This window comes from Microlunatus antarcticus (assembly GCF_014193425.1).
GTDB lineage: Bacteria > Actinomycetota > Actinomycetes > Propionibacteriales > Propionibacteriaceae > Microlunatus > Microlunatus antarcticus.
This window is the reverse complement of the sequence record NZ_JACHZG010000001.1, coordinates 202,879-226,862: the sequence shown is the minus strand read 5'-3', so window position 1 is coordinate 226,862 and position 23,984 is coordinate 202,879. Positions and strand designations below refer to the sequence as shown.

Here is a 23,984-nt window from a genome sequence, read left to right as displayed (position 1 = left end):
ATGAGCGTCGTCGAGACCGACCGGGTCGCCGCCCTGCGCGACGCCGAGTCCAAGGCCGTACAGCTGTTCGACGAGGCCGTCCGCCGCGGGCTCGTCGTCCCGGGGATCACCGAGCGCCAGCTGTCGGACGAGATCCGTGACCTCGCGAACGAGATGTTCGGGGTGCGGAAGTTCTGGCACAAGCGGATCGTGCGGTCCGGGGTCAACACGCTCGAGCCGTACCGGTCGAACCCCGCCGAGCTCACCCTCGAGTCCGACGACATCGTGTTCTTCGACTTCGGCCCGATCTTCTCCGAGTGGGAGGCCGACGTCGGCCGCACCTACGTCCTCGGTGACGACGAGCACAAGCACCGCCTGGCCGCGGACCTCCCGGTGATCTGGGCGGCCGGGCGGGACCACTTCGCCGCGACGCCGGAGATCACCGGCGACGAGCTGTTCGCGTACGTGCTCGGGCTGATGGGCGAGCGTGGGTGGGGCCACGGCGCCCGGCACGCCGGGCACCTGGTCGGGGAGTTCCCGCACGAACGGGTCGAGGACGACCAGGTCACCAGCTACATCACCCCGGGCAGCCATCAGCCGATGCGGCGTCCCGACGCCGCCGGCAACCCCTGCCACTGGATCCTCGAGGTGCACCTCACCGACCGCGAACGCGGCTTCGGCGGCTTCTTCGAACAGCTGCTCGACCTCTGAGCCCAGGGCGGGGACGACCGGCTCGGCGGGGGCGCCATGGCCCGGCCTAGGCTCGCCGGGGCTCCGGACGGGGTCCGACCTCGACCCCGGGAGTCAGTCTGATGCGCCTCTCCACCCGTAACCAGCTCGTCGGCACGGTCGCCTCGATCGAGGTCGGCTCGGTGATGACCATCGTGAAGATCGATCTCGACGGCGGTCAGCAGGTGACGGCCTCCGTCACCCGCGACGGGGTCGAGGAACTCGGGCTGACCGTCGGCTCGAAGGTCACCGCCCTGATCAAGGCCACAGAGGTCATGCTCGGCGTCGAGGACTGAGCCGACCTCGGCGCCGGCGGGCGCCCGCGACCTCGAGCGCCACGGCGCCGCTGGCGTAGCGGCCGCCGGAGACGTCGCTGTCGGTGACACCCGCTCGTGGTGTCGAGGACAGGGCTGCTGGCCACGACCAGCGGCTGGAGCGGCGTCCCGGCCCCGGAGTGCGGACCCGCGCCTGCGGACAGGACGCGCGTTAAGAGCCGCTGCTGCTCGGCTAGGCTCGCTGTCGTGCCGAAGATCCGGATCCGCGATGCGGCGCAGTTCCTCAGCGTGAGCGACGACACCGTACGGCGGTGGATCGAGGCCGGCGTGCTGCCGGTCGAGACCGACGCCAGCAATCGCAAGGTCGTCGACGGCAAGGCGCTGGCCCTGTTCGCGCGCGAGCACGCCAACCCCGTCACGGACCCGTCGAAGGTCGAGCGCTCGGCGCGGAACCGCTTCGTCGGCCTCGTCACCGAGGTCACCACCGACACGGTGATGGCTCAGGTCGAGATGCAGTGCGGCCCGTTCCGGGTGGTGTCGCTGATGAGCAGCGAGGCCGTCCGCGAGCTGGGCCTCGAGCCCGGCTCCGTCGCGGTGGCCGTCGTGAAGGCCACGACCGTGATCATCGAGACCCCCCACGACCGCAAGCACCAGGAGACCGCATGAACCGCACCACCCTCGCCCTGGCCGCCACGGCCGCGGCCGTGACGCTCCTGGCCGGCTGCGGCGGTTCGTCCACGCCGGCCGGTCAGGCGAGCTCCTCGGCTCCGGCGGCCAGCTCCGCGTCAGGCCAGACGCTCACCGTCTTCGCGGCCGCGTCGCTGAAGGGCACGTTCACCACGCTCGGCCAGCAGTTCGAGACCGCGCACCCCGGCACGAAGGTGACCTTCAGCTTCGCCGGCTCGTCCGACCTCGTCACGCAGCTGCAGCAGGGCGCGCCCGCCGACGTCTTCGCCTCGGCCGACACGAACAACATGACCAAGGTCGTCACGGACCAGCTCGTCGCGGGCTCGCCGGTGAACTTCGCCACGAACACGCTCGAGATCGCCGTCCCCCCTGACAACCCCGCGAAGGTCACGTCCTTCGCCGACCTCTCGAAGCCGGGCGTCAAGCTCGTCGTCTGCGCGCCGCAGGTGCCGTGCGGCGCTGCTGCGGAGAAGATCGAGACCGCGACCAACACCACGCTCAAGCCCGTCAGCGAGGAGAACGCCGTCACCGACGTCCTCGGCAAGGTGGAGTCGGGCGAGGCCGACGCCGGGCTGGTCTACGTCACCGACGTCCAGGGCGCGGGCGACAAGGTCAAGGGCATCCCCTTCGACGAGTCGAAGGCGGCGGTCAACACCTACCCGATCGCCGCCCTCACGGCGAGCAAGAACGCCGACCTCGCCGGTCAGTTCGTCCAGCTCGTCACCGGCACCCAGGGCCAGCAGGTGCTGGCCGACGCAGGCTTCGCCAGGCCGTGATCAGATCTCCGGGGTGAGCCGGCCCCGTTCCGCGGTCCCGGCCTGGGTGTTCGTCCCGGCCGGCCTGGGTGCCGTCTTCGTCCTGCTGCCCCTCGTCGCGCTGGCGACGCGGGTCGACTGGCTGCACTTCGGCGCCCTGATCACGACCGAGGAGTCGCTCGACGCGCTCGGCCTCAGCCTGAGGACGTCCGCCGCGTCCACCCTGATCTGCCTGGTCCTCGGGGTGCCGATGGCGCTGGTGCTGGCGCGGACGACGTTTCCCGGGCAGCGCGTCGTGCGGTCGCTGATGCTCCTGCCGCTCGTGCTGCCGCCGGTCGTCGGGGGCATCGCGCTGCTCTACACGTTCGGGCGTCGCGGTCTGCTGGGCCAGACCCTGGAGGTCCTGGGCCTGCAGATCGCGTTCTCCACGACGGCCGTGGTGCTGGCGCAGGCGTTCGTGTCGCTGCCGTTCCTCGTGGTCAGCCTCGAGGGCACGCTGCGCACCGTCGGCCAGCGCTACGAGCAGGTCGCGGCGACGCTCGGGGGCGCCCCGACGCTCGTGCTGCGCCGGGTGACCCTGCCCCTCGTCCTGCCCGGGCTCCTGTCGGGCGCGGTCCTGGCGTTCGCGCGCTCCCTGGGCGAGTTCGGCGCGACGCTGACCTTCGCCGGCAGCCTCCAGGGCGTGACCCGCACGCTGCCGCTGGAGATCTACCTCCAGCGCGAGACCGACGCGAACACCGCCGTCGCGCTCGCGCTGCTCCTGGTGGCCGTCGCGGTCGCCGTCGTCGGCCTCGCGGCCGGGCGTCCGACCCGGACCTGGCGCTGACGTGGGGCTGAGCTTCTCGGCCCGGCTGGCCGCCCGCGACTTCGACGTCTCCCTCGAGCTGGGCGACCACGAGCGGCTCGCCGTGCTCGGACCGAACGGGGCGGGCAAGTCGACGCTGCTCGGCATCCTGGCGGGCACCGTACGCCCGGACTCCGGCCGCGCCGAGCTCGACGGCGAGGTGCTGTTCGACGTCCGCGCCGGGCGCTGGCCCGCCCCCCACCGGCGCCGCGTCGGCCTCCTGGCCCAGGACCCGCTGCTCTTCCCCCACCTCGACGTCCTGGCGAACGTCGCCTTCGGGCCCCGCGCCGCGGGCGTCCCCCGTCGTACGGCCGACGCCGCGGCCCGTGCGCACCTGGCGACGGTCGAGGCGGACGGTCTCGCGACGCGTCGGCCGGCCCAGCTCTCCGGTGGCCAGGCGCAGCGGGTCGCGATCGCGCGGGCGGTCGCGACCGACCCGCGGCTGCTGCTGCTGGACGAGCCGCTGGCCGCCCTGGACGTCACCGTCGCCCCGCTCGTCCGCCGCGTCCTCCGCTCCGTCCTGACCGGCCGGACGACCGTGCTCGTCACGCACGACCTGCTCGACGCCCTCCTGCTCAGCGACCGCGTCGCGGTGCTGGAGGGCGGCCACCTCGTCGAGACGGGGCCGACCGCCGAGGTGTTCCGGCACCCGCAGACCGCGTTCACGGCTCGGCTGGCCGGGCTGAACCTCGTGCTCGGCGTGGCCGACGCGACCGGCGTCTCCACCCCGGCCGGGCTGCACGTGGGCGCCGGTACGGGCGGGGTCGCGCCGGGCGCACCGGCGGCCGCGGTGTTCGCCCCGAACGCGGTGTCGGTGTTCGTCGACGCACCGCACGGCAGCCCGCGCACGGTCCTGCGCGCCCGGGTCGGCGAGCTCGAGCCGTCTGGCGACGACGTCCGCGTCACCACGCTCGCCGCCACCGGCGAGTCCATCACCGCCAGCGTCACGCCGGCCTCGGTCGGCGAGCTCGACCTCTACCCCGGGCGGGACGTCTTCCTCGCGATCAAGGCCACGGCGGTGACGGTCTACCCGGTCTGAGGACCGCGGGCTACGACCCCGGTCTCGACCTGGTCGGACCGGCGTCGTGGAGGCGGCGGCGGCTCTTCCGGAGCCCGGCCCACCACGCGAGGCTGACGCTCGTGGACCAGACCCCGTCGTACCAGCACGGCCTGAACCGACCGTCGCGCACCACCGAGCCCTCCTTCCGCGTCGGCGAGTCCGAGCGCTCGGCCGCCTGCGACGCCCTCGCCGACCACTTCGCCGCGGGTCGCCTCGACCCCGCCGAGCTCGACGACCGGCTCGCCCGCGCCGTCGCCGCGCGGTCGCACGCGGACCTGCAGGCCCTGTTCCGCGACCTGCGGCCCCGGCGCGTGGTGCCTGAGACACCGCTCCGTCCGGTCGGCGACGAGAGCCGCGGGATGCGCTCGGCGGTCCCCCTCCTGACCTCCCTGCTGATCCTCAGCGTGATGCTCGCCGGGGGCATGCTCCTGCTGCTCGGGTCGTACAACGGGGCGCTCGTCGTGGCCGCGCTCCTCGGTGGCACGGCCACGGCCGTCGCGGGCGGGTGCGTGACGGCGATCGGTCAGGCCACGTTGCGCCGACGCTGACCGAGGGTCGCCGTAGCGTGACGCCATGAGCATCTCCTCGGCCACGCCCGACCCCGACCTGACGGTGCAGGGCGCCCCCGTCCCCGCCGCGCACATCAAGACCCTCGTGCTGCTCGGCGCCAGCGGCGACCTGGCCAACCGGCTGCTCATGCCGGCGCTGGGCAAGCTGCTCGACGCCGAGCCGCAGCGGCGCGACATCGTCCTGCTGGGCGCCGGCGCCGAGGACTGGGACGCCCCGACGTGGCACGACCACCTCAAGGCCTCGCTCACCGCGGCCGAGGTGTCGACCGAGACGATCGACGCGCTGCTGGCCACGACCTCCTACCAGCGGGCCGACGTCACCTCCGCCGACGACCTGGGCCGCCTGATCGCCGCGGCCGCGCCCGCCCCCGCGCTCTACTTCGCGCTGCCGCCCGCGGTCACCGCCCGGGCCTGCGACGCGCTCCAGCACGTGACGCTGCCCGAGGGCACCGTGCTGGTGCTCGAGAAGCCGTTCGGCACCGACGTCGCCAGCGCCAAGGCGCTGAACGCCCGCCTCTCCACGCTGGTGCCCGAGGAGCGCACGTTCCGGGTGGACCACTTCCTCGGACGTTCCACGGTGCTCAACCTGCTCGGTGTCCGCTTCGCGAACCGCATCTTCGAGCCCGTCTGGAACAACCAGCACGTCGCCTCGGTCGACATCGTCTTCGACGAGCAGCTGACGCTGGAGGGTCGCGCGGTCTACTACGACAAGGCCGGCGCGCTCGTCGACATGATCCAGAGCCACCTGCTGCAGGTGATGGCCCTGGTCGCCATGAACCCGATCGGCGAGGTGTCGGCCTTCGACCTGCGCGAGTCCAAGGCCGAGGTGCTCCGCGCCACGCGGGTCTGGGGCGGGGACGCGGCCACCGCGTCCCGGCGGGCCCGCTACGTCGCCGGCGACGTCGACGGCCGTCAGGTCCCCGACTACGTGAAGGAGCCGGGCGTCGACCCCGCCCGCGGCACCGACACCCTGGCCGAGGTGACCCTCGAGATCGACAGCTGGCGCTGGGCCGGCGTGCCGTTCCGGCTGCGTTCCGGGAAGGCCGTCGGCGTCGCGCGCAAGGAGGTCGTCGTGACGTTCAAGGACGTCCCGCACCTCCCCGTCGGGCTGACCGGCGCCTGCGAGCCCGACCAGCTGCGGCTGGTCATGGGCCCCGACGCGATAGCCCTCGACCTCAACATCAACGGCGAGGACGACCCGATGAGCATCGACCGCGTCAGCCTCGACACCACGCTCAGCCCCGGCCGCCTCCCCGCGTACGGCGAGGTCCTGGCCGGCGTGCTCGACGGCGACCCGCTGCTCGCGGTCCGCGGCGACACCGCGGTCGAGTGCTGGCGGATCGTCGACTCGGTCCTCGACGCGTGGCGGTCCGACCGGACGCCGATGCAGACCTATCCCGCCGGCTCCCAGGGCCCGGAGGGCTGGCCGGTCTGAGTCGGTTCTCCGTACGAGGTCGCATGTCCCTTGAGGTCGCCCGGAATATCTTCTAGACTATCGGCGATATATCGGTGACGCCGTCACAGGGACGGCACCAGATCTCTGAAGGAGACACCAGATGCGTAGCCACTTCAACGCAGCTCAGCAAGGATTCATCCCCGGGAAGGCCTTCCGGCGCATGGCCGCGATGGCCGGCGGGTTCGACGGCCCGGGCTTCGGGCCAGGCGGTCACGGCGGTCCGGGCTTCGGCCCGGGTCGCGACTTCGGCCCCGGCGCCGACCGTGACTTCGGTCCCGGTGCCGGCCCGGGTCGCGGCTTCGGCGGCGGTCGTGGGCGGGGCTTCGGTCCCGGTCGCGACTTCGGCGGCGGTCGCGCCCGGCGCGGCGACGTCCGCAGCGCCATCCTCGGCCTGCTGGCCGAGGGCCCGTCCAACGGCTACGGCCTGATCAAGGCCATCGCCGAGAAGACCGACGGCGCCTGGAAGCCGAGCCCCGGCTCGGTCTACCCGACGCTCGCCCAGCTCGTCGACGAGGGCCTCGTGGCCAAGGAGGACGGCCCCCGCGGCGCGTACTCCCTGACGGACGAGGGCACCGCCCACGTCACCGAGAACCGCGAGTCGATCGACGCCGCGCTCGACAACGCCCGCGAGGGCGGCTCCGGCTCGGAGCTCCGCGACGCCGCCCGCAAGCTCCTGGGCAGCCTGCAGCAGTTCCGCGGCGCGAGCCCCGAGCAGCAGTCCCGCGCCAAGGAGAAGGTCGACCAGCTCCGCCGCGAGCTGTACGGCATCCTCGCCGAGTGAGGCCCGGGGCGGCCCCCCGAGGGCTGCCCGACCGGACGCACCCGCGTACCGCCCAGCCAGCCGCACAGGTCCCGACCTGTGCGGCTGGCTGCGTCCTGAGCGGCTCTGACGCAAGGCGTGCGGCTGTCGACCGTGGGGCGCGGCTCGCTACCGTGAGGGGCGCTCCCGCGCACCCGTCCCCATGAGAGGCACGACATGGCCGTCGACCCCGGCACCCCGGTCCCCACCACGATGCAGGCCGTGGTCAACCACGGACCCGAGGACTACCGCCTCGAAGAGGTCCCCGTCCCCACCCGCGGACCCGGCGAGGTCCTCGTCAAGGTCGAGGCCGTCGGCATCTGCGCCAGCGACCTGAAGTGCTACCACGGCGCCGCGAAGTTCTGGGGCGACGCCAACCGCCCAGCCTGGGCCGAGACCGAGGTCATCCCCGGCCACGAGTTCACCGGCCGCGTCGTCGAGCTCGACGACGAAGCCGCCGCGCACTGGGACATCACGGTCGGCGACCGCGTCGTCGCCGAGCAGATCGTGCCCGACTGGACCTGCCGCTACTGCCTCGACGGCGCCTACCACATGTGCGCCCGCCACGACATGTACGGCTTCAAGCGCGCGACCCCCGGCGCCATGGCCTCCTACATGGTCTTCACCACCGACAGCCTCGTGCACAAGGTCAGCGCCGACATCCCCCCCGCGCACGCCGCCTTCGCCGAACCGCTCTCCTGCGCCCTGCACGGCGTCGAACGCGCCCGCCTCACCTTCGACGACGTCGTCGTCGTCGCCGGCTGCGGACCCATCGGGCTCGGCATGATCTCCGGCAGCAAGGCCAAGAACCCCCGCCTCGTCATCGCCCTCGACCTCGACGACAACAAGCTCGCCATCGCCGCCCGCACCGGCGCCGACCTCACCATCAACATCGGCCGCGAAGACGCCGTCGCCCGCGTGAAAGAGCTCACCGGCGGCTACGGCGCCGACGTCTACATCGAGTCCACCGGCCACCCCTCAGCCGTCGGCCAGGGCCTCAACCTGCTCCGCAAGCAAGGCCGCTACGTCGAGTACAGCGTCTTCGGCAGCGACGTCAGCGTCGACTGGTCGATCATCAGCGACGACAAAGAGCTCGACGTCCTCGGCGCCCACCTCGGCCCCCACTGCTGGCCCGCCGCCATCCGCCTCATCGAGTCCGGCAAGCTCCCCATGGACGAGATCTGCACCCACCAGCTCCCCCTCGCCGACTTCCAGAAAGGCCTCGACCTCGTCGCCAGCGGCAAGGAATCCATCAAGGTCACGCTGATCCCGTAGCGGCTCGCGAGGGACACCACGTCCGACGGATCGGACAACACCGAGGTCCGTGTTCTGTCAGTGCTCGCTGGCAGAATCGCTCGTATGTTCGATCCGTCGGGGTGCACCGGAGCACAGCTCGCGGCGCGCGTGGTGGCGAACGAGGCCGACCTCCGCCAGCGCGAGTGCGAGGTGCTGGTCCTCGCTGCCGGGTGGGCGGACCTGCATGACCTCGACACCACCGCGACCGGCTACGAGCCGTTGGTCGAGCGTGGGGTCGGCTACGGCGGTGACGGGTGCCCGGACGTGTCGGAGTACGCGGTCCACGAGCTCGGCGCTCTTCGTGCCACAAGCAGCGGCACCGCCGAGCAGCTCGTGGCCGACGCCCTCGACCTGCGCCACCGTCATCCCCGCCTGTGGGACCGGATCCGTCACGGCGAGGTGCGCGCCTGGCAGGCCGTGCACGTCGCCCGCGCCTGCCACACGCTGTCGCGAGAGGCGGCCGACCTGGTCGACCGCGCCGTCACCGCTCATCTCGGCCGGCTGCCGTGGGCCCGGTTCGGCCGGATCCTCGCAGCGGCGATCGTGCAGGCCGACCCGGCCCTGGCCGAGCAGCGGGCCGAGGAGGCCCGCCAGGCCCGCGGGGTGTGGGCCTACCCCGGCGAGGACGGGCTGAAGACCCTCGTGGCCAAGGCCGCCGCCGGCGACGTCACGTTCCTGCTGGCCACCGTGAACCGCCTCGCCGACATCCTCGCCCTCGACGGCGACGCCGAGCCGGCCGACCATCGCCGCGCCAAGGCTCTCGGTCTCCTCGCTCGCCCCGCCCAGGCGCTCCAGCTGCTCATCGATCACCAGCACGACGCGGACCGCTCGACGCCCTCGCCGGACGACGAGTCAGAGCCCGACGACGGGGGCCCGTCCCTCGACCTGAGCGCGCCGACCGAGCTTGCCGACGTCGCGGCGCTGCGCCCGCGGATCGTGCTGCACTTCCACCTGTCCGACACCGCCACAGCGACCGGCCACGGGGTCGTCCGGCCCGAGCACGGCGAGCCGACCAGCCTCCAGCAGCTGCGGACCTGGCTCGCCGAGACCGGCTGCCCGGTGACCGTCCGCCCGGTCCTCGATCCCGCCGACCTCGCACCGGTCGACGCGTACGAGACGCCGCTCCGCCTGCGCGAGGCGCTGTTCACCCGGCACCCCGCCGAGGTGTTCCCCTTCGGCTCGGCGGTGGCCCGCAGCCTCGACGCTGACCACTCGATCCCGTACCGACAACCCGATCACGGCGGACCGCCCGGCCAGACCGGCCTGCACAACCTCGGACCACTCGCTCGAGCCCACCACCGTGCCGTCACCTTCGGACGTTGGCGCCGCCGACAACCCGAGCCCGGGACGTACGTGTTCCGCACCCCGCACGGCTACGTCTTCGTCGTCACCAACCAGGGAACCCTCAACCTCGGCTGCGCCGCGTTCGCCGACGACGTCTGGCGACGCGCCCACCAGTCACCCACCCACGCCCGGACCGGCGAGGAGTCGGCGGCCTGAGCGAGCGGCGGCCGGCGCTCCTCAGCCGGCGGCGCGGGTGAGGGTGAGGGTCGCGTCGGGCAGGACGACGAGCGCGGTCCCGGCGGCGTCGTCGCAGGTGACCTGCGCGGTCGCGGCCTGGCCGATGAGCTGGTTGGCCAGGCCCCCGGCGGAGTAGTTGCGGCTGACGCCGAAGCCCTTGATCGCCACGTCGCCGTGCGCGCCGGTGGTCTTCAGCGCCAGCGCCGAGGGGTCACCCTCGTACGTGCCGGTGATCTCGCCGTTGAAGCGCATCTCCGCGTTCACCGGGCCGAGGTCGAGCTTGGCCGGCTGCGAGCCGTCGGAGCTGATCGTGAACTTCCCCGAGGTGAAGTCGGCGGCGATGTTCCCGCCGGTCCCCTTGCCCGCGGCCGCGGCCTGGCCGCGACCTTCGAACGCCGTCATGACGTACGCACCGTCGGGGCAGGGCCCGGCGGAAGCCGTCGCGCTCGACGCGCTCGCGGACGGCGCGGGCGCAGGGGTGACCGTGGGCGTCGGCGCGCTCGAGCACCCCGCGACCACCAGCACGACGGCCGCGGTCGCCAGCAGGCTCAGCTTGGGCACGGACCCACCACCTCTCGATCGGACAGTCAGCGTAGGTGCGCGGCGTGAAGACCGCGTGAAGATCGCGGGCCGCGCGTAGCAGGCGCGTGAAGATCGCTGCGCCCCGAGGCCCTCCGGTGCTGTTCTCGGACACGTGAGAGAGCAGAGATCCGATGGCTGACGTGGTGTTCGTGGTGTTGACGGTGGTCGTGTTCGCCGTCCTCGCGCTGGTGGTCCGAGGGGAGCAGCGGCTGTGAGCGTGGAGAACGGGGTCGGCCTCGTCGTGGCCGTCCTCCTCGTGGTCTTCCTGGTGTGCGCGCTGCTGTTCCCGGAGCGGTTCTGATGTCCGAGACCCTGAGCGGCGTCGTCTTCGTCGCGTCCCTGGTCCTGGTGCTGGTGCTCGTGCACCGGCCGGTCGGGAACCTGCTGCACGCGGCCGCGACGTCGGAGCGCGACCTCACGCCGGAACGTGTCGTCTACCGCCTGGTCGGCGTCGACGCCCGCGCCGAGCAGTCGTGGGCGACGTACGCCCGCAGCGTGCTGGCCTTCTCGGCGGTGTCGGTGCTCTTCCTCTACGCGTTCCTCCGGCTGCAGGGCCACCTCCTGCTGAACCTCGGCTTCGGTGGCGTCGAGCCGTCCCAGGCCTGGAACACGGCGGTCAGCTTCGTGACCAACACCAACTGGCAGTCCTACTCCGGCGAGTCGACGATGGGCCACCTGGTCCAGATGGCCGGCCTGGCCGTGCAGAACTTCGTCTCGGCGGCGGTCGGCATCGCCGTCGCCTTCGCCCTGGTGCGCGGGCTGGCCCGCGCCAGCAGCGCGACGCTCGGCAACTTCTGGGTCGATCTCGTCCGCATCAGCCTGCGGGTGCTGCTGCCGCTCGCCTTCGTCGGCGCGGTCGTCCTGATCGCGTGCGGCGCCTTCCAGAACCTGTCCGGCGGCACCGACGTCACGACCCTCGCGGGTGGGACGCAGCACCTGACCGGCGGGCCGGTGGCCAGCCAGGAGGCGATCAAGGAGCTCGGCACGAACGGCGGCGGCTTCTACAACGCCAACAGCGCCCACCCGTACGAGAACCCGACCTCGCTCAGCAACTGGTTCGAGCTGCTGCTCATCCTGGTGATCCCGTTCAGCATCCCGCGGGTCTTCGGCCTGATGGTCGGCGACCTCCGGCAGGGCCGCGCCGTCGCCCTGACCATGGGTCTGCTCGCGATCATCAGCGTCGCCCTGACGAACGCGTTCCTCGTCCACCCGAGCGGCACCATCCCGTCCGCGGTCGGCGGGGCGCTCGAGGGCACCGAGGCCCGCTTCGGGGTGGCCCAGTCGGCCACGTTCGCGGCGATCACGACCCTCACCTCGACCGGCGCCGTCAACTCCTTCCACGACTCGTTCCCGGCGGCCGGGGGCGGCGTGGTGATGCTCAACATGATGCTCGGCGAGGTGGCGCCCGGCGGCGTCGGCTCGGGCCTGTACGGGCTGCTGGTCCTCGCGATCATCACGGTCTTCGTGGCCGGCCTCATGGTCGGCCGGACGCCCGAGTACGTCGGCAAGAAGATCGGCGGGCGCGAGATCAAGTTCGCGTCGCTGTACTTCCTGGTGACACCGACCCTGGTGCTGGCCGGCACGGCCGCCGCGATGGCGCTGCCGTCGGCCCGGGAGTCGATGCTGAACGGCGGCCCGCACGGGTTGTCGGAGGTCCTGTACGCGTACACCTCCGCGGCGAACAACAACGGCTCCGCCTTCGGCGGGCTGAGCGCGAACACGACCTGGTACAACACCACGCTCGGGCTCGCCATGCTGCTCGGCCGCTTCCTCCCCCTCGTCCTGGTCCTCGGGCTCGCCGGCTCGCTGGGAGCCCAGGGTCGAGCACCCGCGAGCGCCGGCACCCTGCCGACGCACCGCGGCCTGTTCATCGGGATGCTCGCCGCCGTCACCCTGGTGCTCGTCGGCCTGACCTACCTCCCCTCGCTCGCGCTCGGACCCCTCGCGGAGGCCCTCCGATGAGCAGCACGACGAGCACCAGCACGACCCAGAGCACCCACTCCCAGAACGAGGTGACGCGGTGAGCACCGCGACCCAGGACCCGACGACCCAGACGCCCACCGCGCTGGAGCCCCGACCCCCGGAACCACGCCGCATCGGCGGCGGCGTCCTCGACCCGCGGCTGCTGGTCACGTCCCTGCCCGACGCCGTGCGCAAGCTCGACCCGCGCACGCTCTGGCGCAACCCGGTCATGCTCGTGGTCGAGGTCGGTTCCGTCCTCACCACGGTCCTCGCGATCGCCGACCCCAGCCTCTTCGCCTGGTCGATCACCGTCTGGCTGTGGCTGACCGTCGTCTTCGCGAACCTGGCCGAGGCCGTCGCGGAGGGGCGGGGCAAGGCCCAGGCCCAGGCCCTGCGCAGGACGCGCGAGGACACCACGGCCCGTCGACTGACCGGCTGGACGCCGGGCGCCACGGAGCTCGACGAGCAGGGCGTGGCCGCGGCCGAGCTCCGCCGGGGCGACTTCGTGGTCGTCGAGGCGGGCCAGGTCGTCCCCGGTGACGGCGACGTCGTCGAGGGCATCGCCTCGGTCGACGAGTCGGCGATCACCGGCGAGTCCGCGCCCGTGATCCGGGAGTCGGGCGGCGATCGTTCCGCGGTCACCGGCGGCACCCGCGTGCTGTCGGACCGCATCGTCGTCCGCATCACGCAGGAGCCGGGCGCGAGCTTCCTCGACCGGATGATCTCCCTGGTCGAGGGGGCGAACCGGCAGAAGACCCCGAACGAGATCGCGCTGAACATCCTGCTCTCGGCGCTGACCATCGTCTTCCTGCTGGCCGTCGCGACCCTGCAGCCGCTGGCCATCTACTCCTCGGCCGTGCAGGGCGTCACCGGCGGCTCCCGGGTCATCGGCGCGGACGGCGTCACCGGCATCGTGCTGGTGTCGCTGCTCGTCTGCCTGATCCCGACGACCATCGGTGCCCTGCTCTCGGCCATCGGCATCGCCGGCATGGACCGGCTGGTGCAGCGCAACGTCCTGGCCATGTCCGGGCGGGCCGTCGAGGCCGCGGGCGACGTCAGCACGCTCCTGCTCGACAAGACCGGGACGATCACGCTGGGCAACCGGCAGGCCGTCGACCTGGTCACCGCGACCGGGGTCGACGCCCTGGCGCTGGCCGAGGCCGCGCAGCTGTCGAGCCTGGCCGACGAGACGCCGGAGGGACGTTCCGTGGTCGTCCTGGCCAAGAACGGCTACGGGCTCCGCGCCCGCCCGGCCGGTGAGCTGGAGGGCGCCACCTGGGTGCCCTTCACCGCCCAGACCCGCATGTCCGGGGTCGACCTGCCCGACCACGACGGGAACGGCGTCACGCTCCAGGTCCGCAAGGGCGCGACGGCCGCCGTGCTCGCCTGGGTCCGCCAGAACGGCGGCCAGCCGGACCCCCGCGTCGGTGAGGTCGTCGACGGCATCAGCGCCTCGGGCGGCACGCCGCTCGTGGTCGCCGAGCAGCGCGGCGACGAACCGGCCCGCGCGCTCGGGGTGATCCACCTCAAGGACGTGGTCAAGAGCGGGATGCGCGAGCGCTTCGACGAGATGCGCCGGATGGGCATACGCACGGTCATGATCACCGGCGACAACCCGATGACCGCGAAGGCCATCGCCGAGGAGGCCGGCGTCGACGACTTCCTCGCCGAGGCCACGCCCGAGGACAAGATGGCGCTGATCAAGGCCGAGCAGTCCGGCGGCCGGCTCGTCGCCATGACCGGCGACGGCACCAACGACGCGCCCGCGCTGGCCCAGGCCGACGTCGGCGTGGCCATGAACACCGGCACCTCGGCGGCGAAGGAGGCCGGGAACATGGTCGACCTCGACTCCGACCCGACCAAGCTGATCGAGATCGTCGAGATCGGCAAGCAGCTGCTGATCACCCGCGGCGCGCTCACGACGTTCTCGATCGCGAACGACATCGCCAAGTACTTCGCGATCATCCCGGCGATCTTCGCCGTGGTCTACCCCGGCCTCGACGCGCTCAACGTGATGCGGCTGCACAGCCCCACCACGGCGATCCTCTCCGCCGTGATCTTCAACGCGGTGATCATCGTCGCCCTCGTGCCGCTCGCCCTGCGCGGCGTCCGGTACGTCCCCGGCGGCGCGAGCACCCTGCTCCGCCGGAACCTCCTGGTCTACGGCCTCGGCGGCATCGTCGCCCCGTTCGTCGGGATCAAGATCATCGATCTCCTCCTCGCTCTCATCCCCGGGTTGTCCTGATGCGTCGTCCGTCCTGGTTGTCCACCCACCTCGCCGCCCTCCGGGCGCTGCTGGTCCTGACCGTGCTCCTCGGTCTCGCCTACCCCCTCGCCGTGCTGGCGGTCGCCCAGCTCCCCGGGCTCCAGAGCCGGGCCGACGGCTCGCTCGTGACGCGCGCGGGCTCCGACACGCCGGTGGGCAGCCGGCTCGTCGGGCAGTCCTTCACCGACGCCGACGGGAACGCGCTGGCGCCGTACTTCCAGACCCGTCCGTCCGCCGCCGGCGACGGCTACGACCCGACGGCGACCAGCGCGTCGAACCTCGGGCCGGAGGACGTCGTCGACACGCTGCCCGACCCCTCCGCCCCGGCGGACAGCGACGAGGCCGCCGGCTCGCCGAGCCTGCTGACCCAGGTCTGCGCGCGCAGCGTCGCCGTGGGGCAGGCGGACGGGGTCGACGGCCGACGTCCCTTCTGCACGACCGACGGCGTCGGGGCGGTCCTGGCCGTGTTCCACGCCGAGGGTCTCGCCGGTCCGGTCGTCCGCGTGGTCAGCGTCAACCAGGCCTGCCCCGCCCAGCCGTTCCTGGCGTCGTACGAGGGCGTGCGCGTCGAGTGCGCGACCCCGGGCGAGGACCTCACCGGGTCCGTCACCAGACCCGTACGCGGTGACGCACCCGCCGTCCCCGCGGTCCCGGCCGACGCCGTCACCGCGAGCGGGTCCGGCCTCGACCCGCACATCAGTCCCGCGTACGCCGCCCTCCAGGTGGCCCGTGTGGCCACGGCCCGAGGGGTCTCCCCGGCCGACGTCACCGCCGCCGTCGAGCGGCACACGCAGGGCCGGGCGCTCGGCTTCCTGGGGGAGCCGACGGTGAACGTCCTCGAGCTCAACCTGGACCTGGACGCGCGCTTCCCGGCGCGCGGCTGAACGGGGAGAGGCGCAGGAGGGATGATCACGTGGTGGGCAGAGGTGAGCTGAGGGTCTACCTCGGCGCCGCCCCCGGCGTCGGCAAGACCTACAAGATGCTCGAGGAGGGCCACCGCCGGCTCGCCCGCGGCACCGACGTCGTGGTCGGCATCGTCGAGACGCACGGCCGGCAGCACACGGCCGACCTGCTCGAGGGCCTCGAGGTCGTGCCCCGCACGACCGTCTCCTACCGCGGCTCGGAGCTCGTCGAGCTCGACCTCGACGCCGTGCTGGCGCGGCGCCCGCAGGTCGTGCTCGTCGACGAGCTCGCCCACACCAACGCGCCGGGCCTGCGGTACGAGAAGCGGTGGGAGGACGTCGAGACCCTCCTCGACGCCGGGATCACCGTCGTCACGACGCTCAACGTGCAGCACCTCGAGTCGCTGAACGACGTCGTCGGCGACATCACCGGCGCCCGCCAGCGCGAGACCGTGCCCGACGCCGTCGTCCGCCAGGCCGACCAGATCGAGCTGATCGACATGGCACCGGAGGCGCTGCGGCGCCGCCTCGCGCACGGCAACGTCTACCCCGCCGACCGCGTCGACGCCGCCCTGGGCAACTACTTCCGCATCGGCAACCTCTCGGCCCTGCGCGAGCTCGCGCTGCTCTGGGTCGCGGGCAAGGTCGACGAGCAGCTCGAGCGCTACCGGGCCGAGCACGGCATCGGCTCCCCGTGGGAGACCCGGGAACGGGTCGTCGTCGCGCTCACCGGCGGGCCCGAGGGCGACACCCTGATCCGCCGCGCCGCGCGGATCGCCTCGCGGGCGACCGCGGCCGAGCTCCTCGCCGTGCACGTGGCGCGGAGCGACGGGCTGAGCGCCGGCAGCCCGGCCCACCTCGCCCTGCAGCGCGAGCTCGTCGAGGACCTCGGCGGCACGTACCACCAGGTCGTGGGCAGCGACGTGCCGGACGCGCTGCTCACCTTCGCCCGCGCGGTGAACGCCACCCAGCTCGTCCTCGGCACCAGCCGTCGCGGCCGCTGGGCCCAGCTCCTCGCCCCCGGCGTCGGGATGACGACGACCGCGGAGTCGGGCGCCCTCGACGTGCACCTGGTGACCCACGAGCGCACGGCTCGCCGCAGCCAGGCCCTGCGCCACTGGCTGCGTGGTGGCCGGTCCAGCGCGCTGGGCCGGGGCCGGCGGCTCGCCGGGCTGGCGCTCGCCGTCGGCGGGCTCCCGGTGTTCACCGCGCTGCTCCAGCAGTTCGCCGGCGACGCGTCCCTGGCCACCGACCTCGTCTTCTTCCTGCTCCTGGTCGTGGCCGTCGCCCTGGTCGGCGGCATGCTGCCGGCCCTGGTCGCGGCGGTCGGCGGCTTCCTGCTGCTGAACTACTTCTTCACCCCGCCGCTGCGGCTCTTCACCATCGCCGAGCGCGAGAACCTCGTCGCCCTCGTGGCCTTCCTCGTCGTCGCGCTCTCCCTCAGCACGGTCGTCGACGCGGCGGCCCGGCGTACGCGGGAGGCGCTCAGCGCGCGGGCCGAGGCCGCGACGCTCTTCACCCTGTCCGGCAGCGTGCTGCGCGGCTCACGCCCGCTGGACGCCCTGCTCCACCAGGTCCGCGAGACCTTCGCCCTCGACGGGGTCACGCTCCTGGAACGCCGCGACGAGGCCGGCCAGGGGCCCGACGTGGAGCGCAGCGACGACGCCTGGCAGGTCGTCGCGTCGGTCGGCGAACCGGTCGTCCGCACCCCGAGCCAGGGCGACGCCGAGGTCCACGTCGACCAGCGCTACAGCCTGGTGCTCGTCGGGCACCCCCTCGAGGCCGACGCCCGCCGGGTGCTCGAGGCGTTCGCCGCGCAGGCCGCCGGCGCCGTGCAGCACGAGCGGCTGCAGGAGACGGCCGCGACCGCCGGCTCGCTGGCCGAGGTCGACCGGGTCCGCACGGCGCTGCTCAGCGCGGTCAGCCACGACCTCCGTACGCCGCTCGCCTCCGCCAAGGCCGCCGTCGGGACGCTCCGCTCCCCCGACCTGGACCTCAGCGCGCACGACCAGGAGGAGCTCCTCGACACCGCCGAGGGCTCGCTCGACCGCCTGGCCGCGCTGGTCGAGAACCTGCTCGACATGAGCCGGCTGCAGGCCGGGGCGCTGGCCCTGCTCGTCCAGGAGGTCGACGTCGCCGACGTCGTGTCCGGGGCGGTCGCGAGCCTGGGGCCGCCAGGGGCGCCCGTCTCGATCCGCATCGCCGACGACCTGCCCGAGGTGCGGGCCGACCCGGCGCTGCTCGAGCGGGCCGTGGCCAACCTCGTGCAGAACGCGCTGCGGTTCAGCCCGCCCGGCACCGTACCGGGCATCACCGCGAGCGCGCACGGCGACCGCGTGGAGGTCCGCGTGACCGACACCGGGCCCGGCGTGCCCGAGGACGACCGCGACCAGATCTTCCTGCCGTTCCAGCGGCTCGGCGACCGCGACAACAGCACCGGCGTCGGGCTCGGCCTCGCGCTCTCGCGCGGCCTGGTCGAGGCGATGGCGGGCACCCTGACGCCGGAGGACACGCCGGGTGGTGGACTGACCATGACCATCTCGCTGCCCTCGGTCTCCGCCCACCCCCCGCAGGAGCCCGCATGACCCGCGTCCTGGTCGTCGACGACGAGCCGCAGATCCTGCGGACGCTGCGGATCAACCTGCAGGCCCGCGACTACGAGGTCGTGACCGCGAGCAGCGGCCGCGGCGCCCTGCAGGCGGCCACCGACGCGCACCCCGACCTGGTGGTGCTCGACCTCGGCCTGCCCGACGTGGACGGCGTCGAGGTCGTCCGGTCCCTGCGCACCTGGACCTCCGTGCCGATCCTCATCCTGTCCGGCCGGCTCGACAGCCAGGCCAAGGTCGAGGCGCTCGACGCGGGCGCCGACGACTACGTCACCAAGCCGTTCAACGTCGACGAGCTCTTCGCCCGCGTTCGGGCGGTGACCCGACGCACGGGCGAGCCCGAGCCCGCCGGCCCGGTCCGCATCGGCGACTGGCTCGTCGACGTCGAGGACCGCACGGCCCGACGGGCGGGAGGTCCCGCCGGCCCGGACGGGGACGACCGGCTGCACCTGACCCCGACCGAGTGGCAGCTGCTGGAGGTGCTGGTCCGTCAGCCCGGGCGGCTGGTCGGGCAGCGCCAGCTGCTGCTCCAGGTGTGGGGTCCGACGTACGTGGAGCAGACGCACTACCTGCGCCAGTACATGAAGACGCTGCGCCGCAAGCTCGAGCCCGACCCGAGCCGACCGCGCCACCTGATCACCGAGACCGGGATGGGCTACCGCTTCCAGCCCTGAGCGACGCGTAGAGATCCCGTAGAAGTCCCTCCCGCACAGGCCCCTACGTGGCTTCACTGGGACACGTGGTCACCACCCTCCCGCCCGACGTGCGCTCGACCGGCCTGCGCACCTGGCTCATGCGCGGCACCGAGGAACACCCGGCCCGGCACCCCGGCCCGCACGCGGCGCCGCCGCCCGCGGAGAAGACCCACTCCTGGTGGAAGGTCATGTGCCTCACCGGGGTCGACTACTTCTCGACGCTGGGCTACCAGCCGGGCATCGCGGCCCTCGCGGCCGGCGCCGTGAGCCCGATCGCGACGGTCGTCCTGGTGGCGCTCACCCTGCTGGGCGCGCTGCCCGTCTACCGCCGGGTCGCCAAGGAGAGCCCGCACGGCGAGGGCTCGATCGCCATGCTCGAACGGCTGCTGACCTTCTGGAAGGGCAAGCTCCTCGTCCTCGTGCTGCTGGGCTTCGCGGCCACCGACTTCATCATCACGATGACGCTGTCGGCCGCCGACGCCACCGCGCACCTGACCGAGAACCCGCACCTGGAGCCGTACCTCGGCGGCCACCAGGTCGTCGTCACGCTCGTCCTGCTCGGGCTGCTCGGCGTCGTCTTCCTGCGCGGCTTCACCGAGGCGATCGGGATCGCCGTCGCGCTGGTCGCGACCTACCTCGTCCTCAACGTCGTCGTCATCGGCGTCGCCGCGGCTCATGTGCTCGCCGAGCCGCACGTGTGGGTCGACTGGCGTACGGCGCTGACCACCCAGCACGGCGACCCGCTGATGATCCTGCTGATCGCCCTGCTCGTGTTCCCCAAGCTCGCGCTGGGGTTGTCCGGCTTCGAGACCGGCGTCGCGATCATGCCGCAGATCCACAGCGCCCCGGGGGACACGCCGGAGCGCCCGACCGGTCGCATCCGCGGCGCTCACCGGCTCCTCGCCACCGCCGCGGTGATCATGAGCGTCTTCCTGATCAGCAGCAGCCTGGTGACGACGCTGCTGATCCCGGCCGCCGACTTCCAGCCGGGCGGCCCCGCCAACGGGCGCGCGCTCGCCTACCTCGCCCACTCCTACCTCGGCAGCACCTTCGGCAGCGTCTACGACGTGTCGACGGTGGCGATCCTGTGGTTCGCCGGTGCCTCGGCCATGGCCGGACTGCTCAACCTGATCCCCCGCTACCTGCCGCGGTACGGGATGGCACCCGCGTGGGCCCGCGCGGTGCGACCGCTCGTGCTGATCCTGATCGGCGGGGCGTTCGTGATCACGATCCTGTTCCGCGCCGACGTCGACGCGCAGGGCGGGGCGTACGCCACGGGCGTGCTGGTGCTGATCTCCTCCGCCGCCGTCGCGGTGACGCTCGCCGCCCTCCGGGCCCGCCAGCGCAAGCTGACCGTCGCGTTCGGGATCATCGCCGTGGTCTTCCTCTACACGACCGGCGCGAACGTCGTGGAGCGTCCCGACGGGGTCAAGATCGCGGCCGTCTTCATCGCGGCGATCCTGCTGGTGTCGTTCGTCTCCCGGTTCGGCCGGGCCTTCGAGCTCCGGGTCAGCAAGGTGACCTTCGACCAGCTCGCGAGCACCTTCGTCCGGGACTGCTCGCACCGCACCATCCGGTTCATCGCCAACGAGCCCGACCGGGGCGACCGAGGCGAGTACAGCGACAAGCTGCGGCAGGTGACCCGGGACAACGACATCCCCGACCCGAACGACGTGATCTTCGTCGAGATCACGATCACCGACCCGTCCGACTTCGCCAGCCGGCTGGACGTGGTCGGCGAGGTCCGGCACGGCCGCTACCGCGTGCTCCGCCTGCGCGGCTCGACCGTACCCAACGCCATCGCCGCCCTGCTGCTCGAGACGCGCGACCGGACGGGTCGGCTGCCGCACGTCTACTTCGAGTGGACCGAGGGCAACCCGGCCCTCAACCTGCTCCGGTTCTTCCTCTTCGGCGTCGGCGAGGCCGCCCCGGTGACCCGCGAGGTCCTGCGTCGCGCGGAGCCCGACCGCACCCGCCGCCCGCACGTGCACGTCGGCTGACCCGCCCCCTCGCCCGGCGTCACCTCCGGCGAGGACGGGCGAGCCTCAGGACTTTCACGTTCACGTGAAAAACTGGTGCTCACCACGGCAGATCTGCCGTGGTGAGCACCAGTTTTTCGTGCACCGCGGGCGACGGGCGCCCGCGCGCGACTACTGCCCGAGGGTCTTCCGCAGCCAGGCGTAGCTCTCGCCGATGCCGGCGAAGATGTCGCCCTCGTAGTGGTCGAACTCGATCACCGCGTACTGCGCGCTCGTGGCGGCCTCGAGCGCGGCGGCGAGCGGGACGTCGCCCGTGCCGGCGGGCTGCTGCGTACGCGGCAGGTCGCGCGAGGAGGTGCCCGGCTTGATCGGCCCGTCCTTCACGTGCACGGCGATCACGCGGTCGCCGAGGCGCTTCAGCAGCGCGACCGGGTCGACCCCGCCCGCGGCAGCCCAGTAGAGGTCGACCTCCAGCACGACGGCCGGGTCGAGCAGCCTGGCGAAGAGCTCGAGGACGGGCGTGCCGTCGAGCGTGGCCGAGAGCTCGTGGTCGTGGTTGTGGTAGCCGACCTTGAGGCCCAGCTCGGCCGCCTTGGCCGAGGCCTCGTTCAGGCGGTCGGCGTTGCGCTGCACGTCCTCGAGCGTCTGCCAGTGGTCCAGCGGCACGTACGGGTCGATGACGACCTGCACGCCGAGGGTCTGCGCAGCGGCGAAGACCTCCTCCGCCGGCGGGCGGGTCAGCAGGCCGTCGGGGGTGTTGGCCTCCTTCTCGATCAGCACCGCGTGCGCGGTCGGCGAGCTGAGGCCGTAGCGGTCGAACGACGCCTTGAGCGCGTCGGCCCGACGGACGAAGTCAAAAGCCTCGACGGTCGTGAGACCGGTCTCGGCGAGCTTGGCGAGCGAGCCGTCCAGGTCGGCGTCGAGCGCCTCGTGGATCGAGTACAGCTGGACCGAGATCTGGGGCGTGGTCATGCGCGTTCTCCTCTGCGTCTCTGCGGATGTGGTGACGAGCGGTGGTGCGGGGCGTACGAGGTCGGGCCGTACGCGCTCAGAGCGTGCGGGCGAACGGGTCGAAGTCCTCGGCGACGGCGGGGATCCGCTCGACCCGGCTCTCGACCTCGACGACGCGGCCCTCGTGCACCGACTCGTCGATCGAGACGAGGGTGTCGAGCACGTGGTAGCCGAGGTCGCCGGAGGCGAGGGGCCGCCCACCCGTACGGGCGGCGCGGGCCAGGTCGAGCACACCGAGGCCGCGCTCGGCGTACACACCGGTGACCGGCACGTCCTCCCACACCTGCGGGGCGGAGAGGGCGGCCTGGACCGCCTCCTGGTCGCCGCCGTCGGTGATCGAGACACCGCGAGCGATCTTGATCTCGCCGGTGAACCGGTTGGGGTCGGGGATGACGAGCGTGCCCTCGGTGCCGATGACCTCGACGACACCCTGCCGCTTGAGCGGGGAGTCGAAGCTGAAGACGCTCTGGCTGACGCCGCCGTCGACGTACTGCGCGATCGCCGACACGTGGGTCGGGACCTCGACGTCGAACGCCGTGCCACGGCGGTCACCGACCAGCACCGAGCGCTGCGCCCGGCTCTGCGAGCCGAAGGCCGCGACGCTGGCGACGGAGCCGAAGACGTGCACCAGGGTGGTGACGTAGTACGGGCCCATGTCGAAGAGCGGGCCGGCGCCCTTGGCGAACAGGAACTCGGGGTTCGGGTGGAACGTGTCCGGCCCGATGTACTGCATGACGGTCTGCGCCGACAGCGGCTGCCCGATGTCGCCGTTGGCGATGGCGCGGCGGGCGCTCTGGACGCCCGGGCCGAGCACGGTGTCGGGGGCGATGCCCACCAGCAGGCCGGCCGCGGCCGCCTGGGCCAGGAGCTCGCGGCCGCTCTCGCGGTCGGTGCTGATCGGCTTCTCCGACCACACGTGCTTGCCGGCGGCGACGGCCTGGCCGGAGACCTGCGCGTGCACGGCCGGGATGGTGAGGTTGACGACCAGCTCGACCTCGGGGTGCGCGAGCACGTCCTCGGGGGTGCCCGACTCGGCGACGCCGAAGCGGTCCGCCTGCGCCTTGGCCGCGGCCACGTTCAGGTCGCCCAGGATGACCACGCGCACGTCCGGGAACCGCGTCAGGTTCTCCAGGTAGGTGCTGCTGATCATGCCGGTGCCGATGAACCCGATACCGACGGGTCCGTTGCCTGACGACACTCGATCGCCTTCTCTCGTCTGCTCTGACGGGTCGCCGCGTACCGACGGCCGCTTCGATTGAATCGTAACCAACTGCTAAGTTTTGGTGCAACCCGGGGGTGGGAGGTGCAGACATGGACGTGGTCTCCGAGACCGCGAAGGCGGCGCGGGCCGAGCGCGGGCCCTACCGCAAGGGCGTGCAGCGGCGCCAGGAGATCGTCAGCGCCGCCGCCCAGGTCTTCGCCGAGCGCGGCTACAACGGCGGTTCGCTGCGCAGCATCGGCGAGCGGGTGGGCGTCTCGTCCGCCTCGCTCGTGCAGTACTTCGGGACCAAGGAGGGGCTGCTCACCGCCGTGCTCGAGGAGTGGGCGCGCGAGAGCCGCCCCGCGGGGACCGACGGCCTGCGCGGCCTGGCGTGGATGCGCAGCATGCGGGAGGCCATGGTCTACAACGCCACCCACCGCGGTCTGATCGAGCTGTTCCTGACGCTGACCGCGGAAGCGACGAACCCCGCGCACCCGGCGCGGACGTTCGTCCAGCACCGCTACGCCATGGTCGTGGCCGAGCACCAGCGACACCTGCACGAGGCGGTCGCCGACGGCGAGGTGACGCCGCTGAGCGAGACCGAGGTGGAGCAGGAGGCGCGGCTCTTCGTCGCGGCGATGGATGGCATCGAGCTGCAGTGGCTGCTCGACCCCCGGGTCGACCTGCTCGAGCTGTTCGACCGGTTCCTCGAGTCGACGCTGGCCCGCTGGGCGGGCTGAGACCGTACGACCCCGGGCGTGGGTACGGCCCGTCGGCCGGTTCAGCGCGCCACCCCCCGAGGACAGGGTG

The 23,984-nt window shown here is 72.8% G+C and carries 21 protein-coding genes and 2 pseudogenes; 20 read left to right on the top strand and 3 right to left on the bottom strand.

Annotated features, from left to right (window positions below; all coding sequences use genetic code 11):
• The 11 genes from FHX39_RS01125 to FHX39_RS01075 all read left to right on the top strand — a co-directional run bounded on the left by FHX39_RS01125 (position 1) and on the right by FHX39_RS01075 (position 9,949).
• On the top strand, positions 1-690 hold the full coding sequence (locus FHX39_RS01125) for a M24 family metallopeptidase (RefSeq protein WP_183336048.1): 690 nt from the start codon (positions 1-3) through the stop codon (positions 688-690).
• 101 nt (positions 691-791) lie between these two features.
• Positions 792-1,004 (top strand): TOBE domain-containing protein, encoded by a 213-nt coding sequence (locus tag FHX39_RS01120; RefSeq protein WP_183336046.1) that lies wholly within the window; start codon positions 792-794, stop codon positions 1,002-1,004.
• Between the two features lie 225 nt (positions 1,005-1,229).
• On the top strand, positions 1,230-1,649 hold the full coding sequence (locus FHX39_RS01115) for a TOBE domain-containing protein (RefSeq protein WP_183336043.1): 420 nt from the start codon (positions 1,230-1,232) through the stop codon (positions 1,647-1,649).
• Positions 1,646-2,446 carry a molybdate ABC transporter substrate-binding protein gene (gene modA / locus FHX39_RS01110; RefSeq protein ID WP_183336041.1) on the top strand — a complete coding sequence of 267 codons (801 nt, stop codon included), beginning with the start codon at positions 1,646-1,648 and terminating at the stop codon, positions 2,444-2,446. The genes FHX39_RS01115 and modA overlap by 4 nt, the downstream gene beginning before the upstream one ends.
• A gap of 13 nt (positions 2,447-2,459) precedes the next feature.
• Positions 2,460-3,251, top strand: a complete 792-nt coding sequence (locus FHX39_RS01105; RefSeq protein WP_332836604.1) for an ABC transporter permease — start codon at positions 2,460-2,462, stop codon at positions 3,249-3,251.
• Position 3,252: 1 nt separating this feature from the next.
• Complete coding sequence (locus FHX39_RS01100; RefSeq protein WP_183336039.1) at positions 3,253-4,308, top strand: sulfate/molybdate ABC transporter ATP-binding protein; 1,056 nt, start codon at positions 3,253-3,255, stop codon at positions 4,306-4,308.
• Positions 4,309-4,409: 101 nt separating this feature from the next.
• The gene (locus tag FHX39_RS01095) at positions 4,410-4,877 is read left to right on the top strand and encodes a DUF1707 SHOCT-like domain-containing protein (RefSeq protein ID WP_183336037.1); all 468 of its coding nucleotides are present in this window, start codon (positions 4,410-4,412) and stop codon (positions 4,875-4,877) included.
• 25 nt (positions 4,878-4,902) lie between these two features.
• Positions 4,903-6,333, top strand: coding sequence for a glucose-6-phosphate dehydrogenase (locus tag FHX39_RS01090; RefSeq protein ID WP_183336034.1), 1,431 nt, complete (start codon positions 4,903-4,905; stop codon positions 6,331-6,333).
• Between the two features lie 121 nt (positions 6,334-6,454).
• On the top strand, positions 6,455-7,135 hold the full coding sequence (locus FHX39_RS01085) for a PadR family transcriptional regulator (protein ID WP_183336032.1): 681 nt from the start codon (positions 6,455-6,457) through the stop codon (positions 7,133-7,135).
• 195 nt (positions 7,136-7,330) lie between these two features.
• Positions 7,331-8,428 (top strand): alcohol dehydrogenase catalytic domain-containing protein, encoded by a 1,098-nt coding sequence (locus FHX39_RS01080; RefSeq protein ID WP_232530558.1) that lies wholly within the window; start codon positions 7,331-7,333, stop codon positions 8,426-8,428.
• Between the two features lie 84 nt (positions 8,429-8,512).
• A complete protein-coding gene (locus FHX39_RS01075; RefSeq protein WP_183336030.1) occupies positions 8,513-9,949 on the top strand; it encodes a 13E12 repeat family protein in 1,437 nt (478 codons plus the stop codon).
• 21 nt (positions 9,950-9,970) lie between these two features.
• On the opposite strand, the gene FHX39_RS01070 is transcribed toward FHX39_RS01075, so the two are convergent.
• On the bottom strand, positions 9,971-10,531 hold the full coding sequence (locus tag FHX39_RS01070; protein ID WP_183336028.1) for a hypothetical protein: 561 nt from the start codon (positions 10,529-10,531) through the stop codon (positions 9,971-9,973).
• A 232-nt stretch (positions 10,532-10,763) separates the two neighbouring features.
• On the opposite strand from FHX39_RS01070, the gene kdpF reads away from it, so the two are divergent.
• From kdpF to FHX39_RS01035, 8 genes and pseudogenes are all read left to right on the top strand, one after another.
• Positions 10,764-10,853, top strand: a complete 90-nt coding sequence (gene kdpF / locus FHX39_RS21600; RefSeq protein ID WP_183336025.1) for a K(+)-transporting ATPase subunit F — start codon at positions 10,764-10,766, stop codon at positions 10,851-10,853.
• Positions 10,854-10,864: 11 nt separating this feature from the next.
• Positions 10,865-12,514, top strand: coding sequence for a potassium-transporting ATPase subunit KdpA (gene kdpA, locus FHX39_RS01060; protein ID WP_408631496.1), 1,650 nt, complete (start codon positions 10,865-10,867; stop codon positions 12,512-12,514).
• A gap of 133 nt (positions 12,515-12,647) precedes the next feature.
• Positions 12,648-14,759, top strand: coding sequence for a potassium-transporting ATPase subunit KdpB (gene kdpB / locus FHX39_RS01055; RefSeq protein WP_332836922.1), 2,112 nt, complete (start codon positions 12,648-12,650; stop codon positions 14,757-14,759).
• Positions 14,759-15,061, top strand: a pseudogene (locus tag FHX39_RS20820) (potassium-transporting ATPase subunit C); the annotation flags it as partial. The gene kdpB and the pseudogene FHX39_RS20820, both read left to right, overlap by 1 nt.
• Before the next feature lie 366 nt (positions 15,062-15,427).
• A pseudogene (locus tag FHX39_RS20815) lies at positions 15,428-15,664 on the top strand (potassium-transporting ATPase subunit C); the annotation flags it as partial.
• A gap of 32 nt (positions 15,665-15,696) precedes the next feature.
• Complete coding sequence (locus tag FHX39_RS01045) at positions 15,697-18,267, top strand: ATP-binding protein (RefSeq protein ID WP_183336019.1); 2,571 nt, start codon at positions 15,697-15,699, stop codon at positions 18,265-18,267.
• On the top strand, positions 18,264-18,962 hold the full coding sequence (locus FHX39_RS01040) for a response regulator (protein WP_183336018.1): 699 nt from the start codon (positions 18,264-18,266) through the stop codon (positions 18,960-18,962). Before FHX39_RS01045 ends, FHX39_RS01040 begins: the two co-directional genes overlap by 4 nt.
• Positions 18,963-19,027: 65 nt before the next feature.
• The gene (locus FHX39_RS01035; protein WP_332836602.1) at positions 19,028-20,983 is read left to right on the top strand and encodes an APC family permease; all 1,956 of its coding nucleotides are present in this window, start codon (positions 19,028-19,030) and stop codon (positions 20,981-20,983) included.
• 150 nt (positions 20,984-21,133) lie between these two features.
• Here FHX39_RS01035 and FHX39_RS01030 read toward each other — a convergent pair whose 3' ends face one another.
• Positions 21,134-21,934: a sugar phosphate isomerase/epimerase family protein gene (locus FHX39_RS01030; RefSeq protein WP_183336017.1), complete on the bottom strand. Its 801-nt coding sequence runs from the start codon at positions 21,932-21,934 to the stop codon at positions 21,134-21,136.
• A 76-nt stretch (positions 21,935-22,010) separates the two neighbouring features.
• Entirely contained in the window at positions 22,011-23,171 is a 1,161-nt protein-coding gene (locus FHX39_RS01025) for a Gfo/Idh/MocA family protein (RefSeq protein WP_183336016.1), read from the bottom strand.
• 113 nt (positions 23,172-23,284) lie between these two features.
• Here FHX39_RS01025 and FHX39_RS01020 point away from each other — a divergent pair, with 113 nt between their 5' ends.
• Entirely contained in the window at positions 23,285-23,914 is a 630-nt protein-coding gene (locus FHX39_RS01020; protein ID WP_183336015.1) for a TetR/AcrR family transcriptional regulator, read from the top strand.
• Positions 23,915-23,984 lie beyond the last annotated feature (70 nt).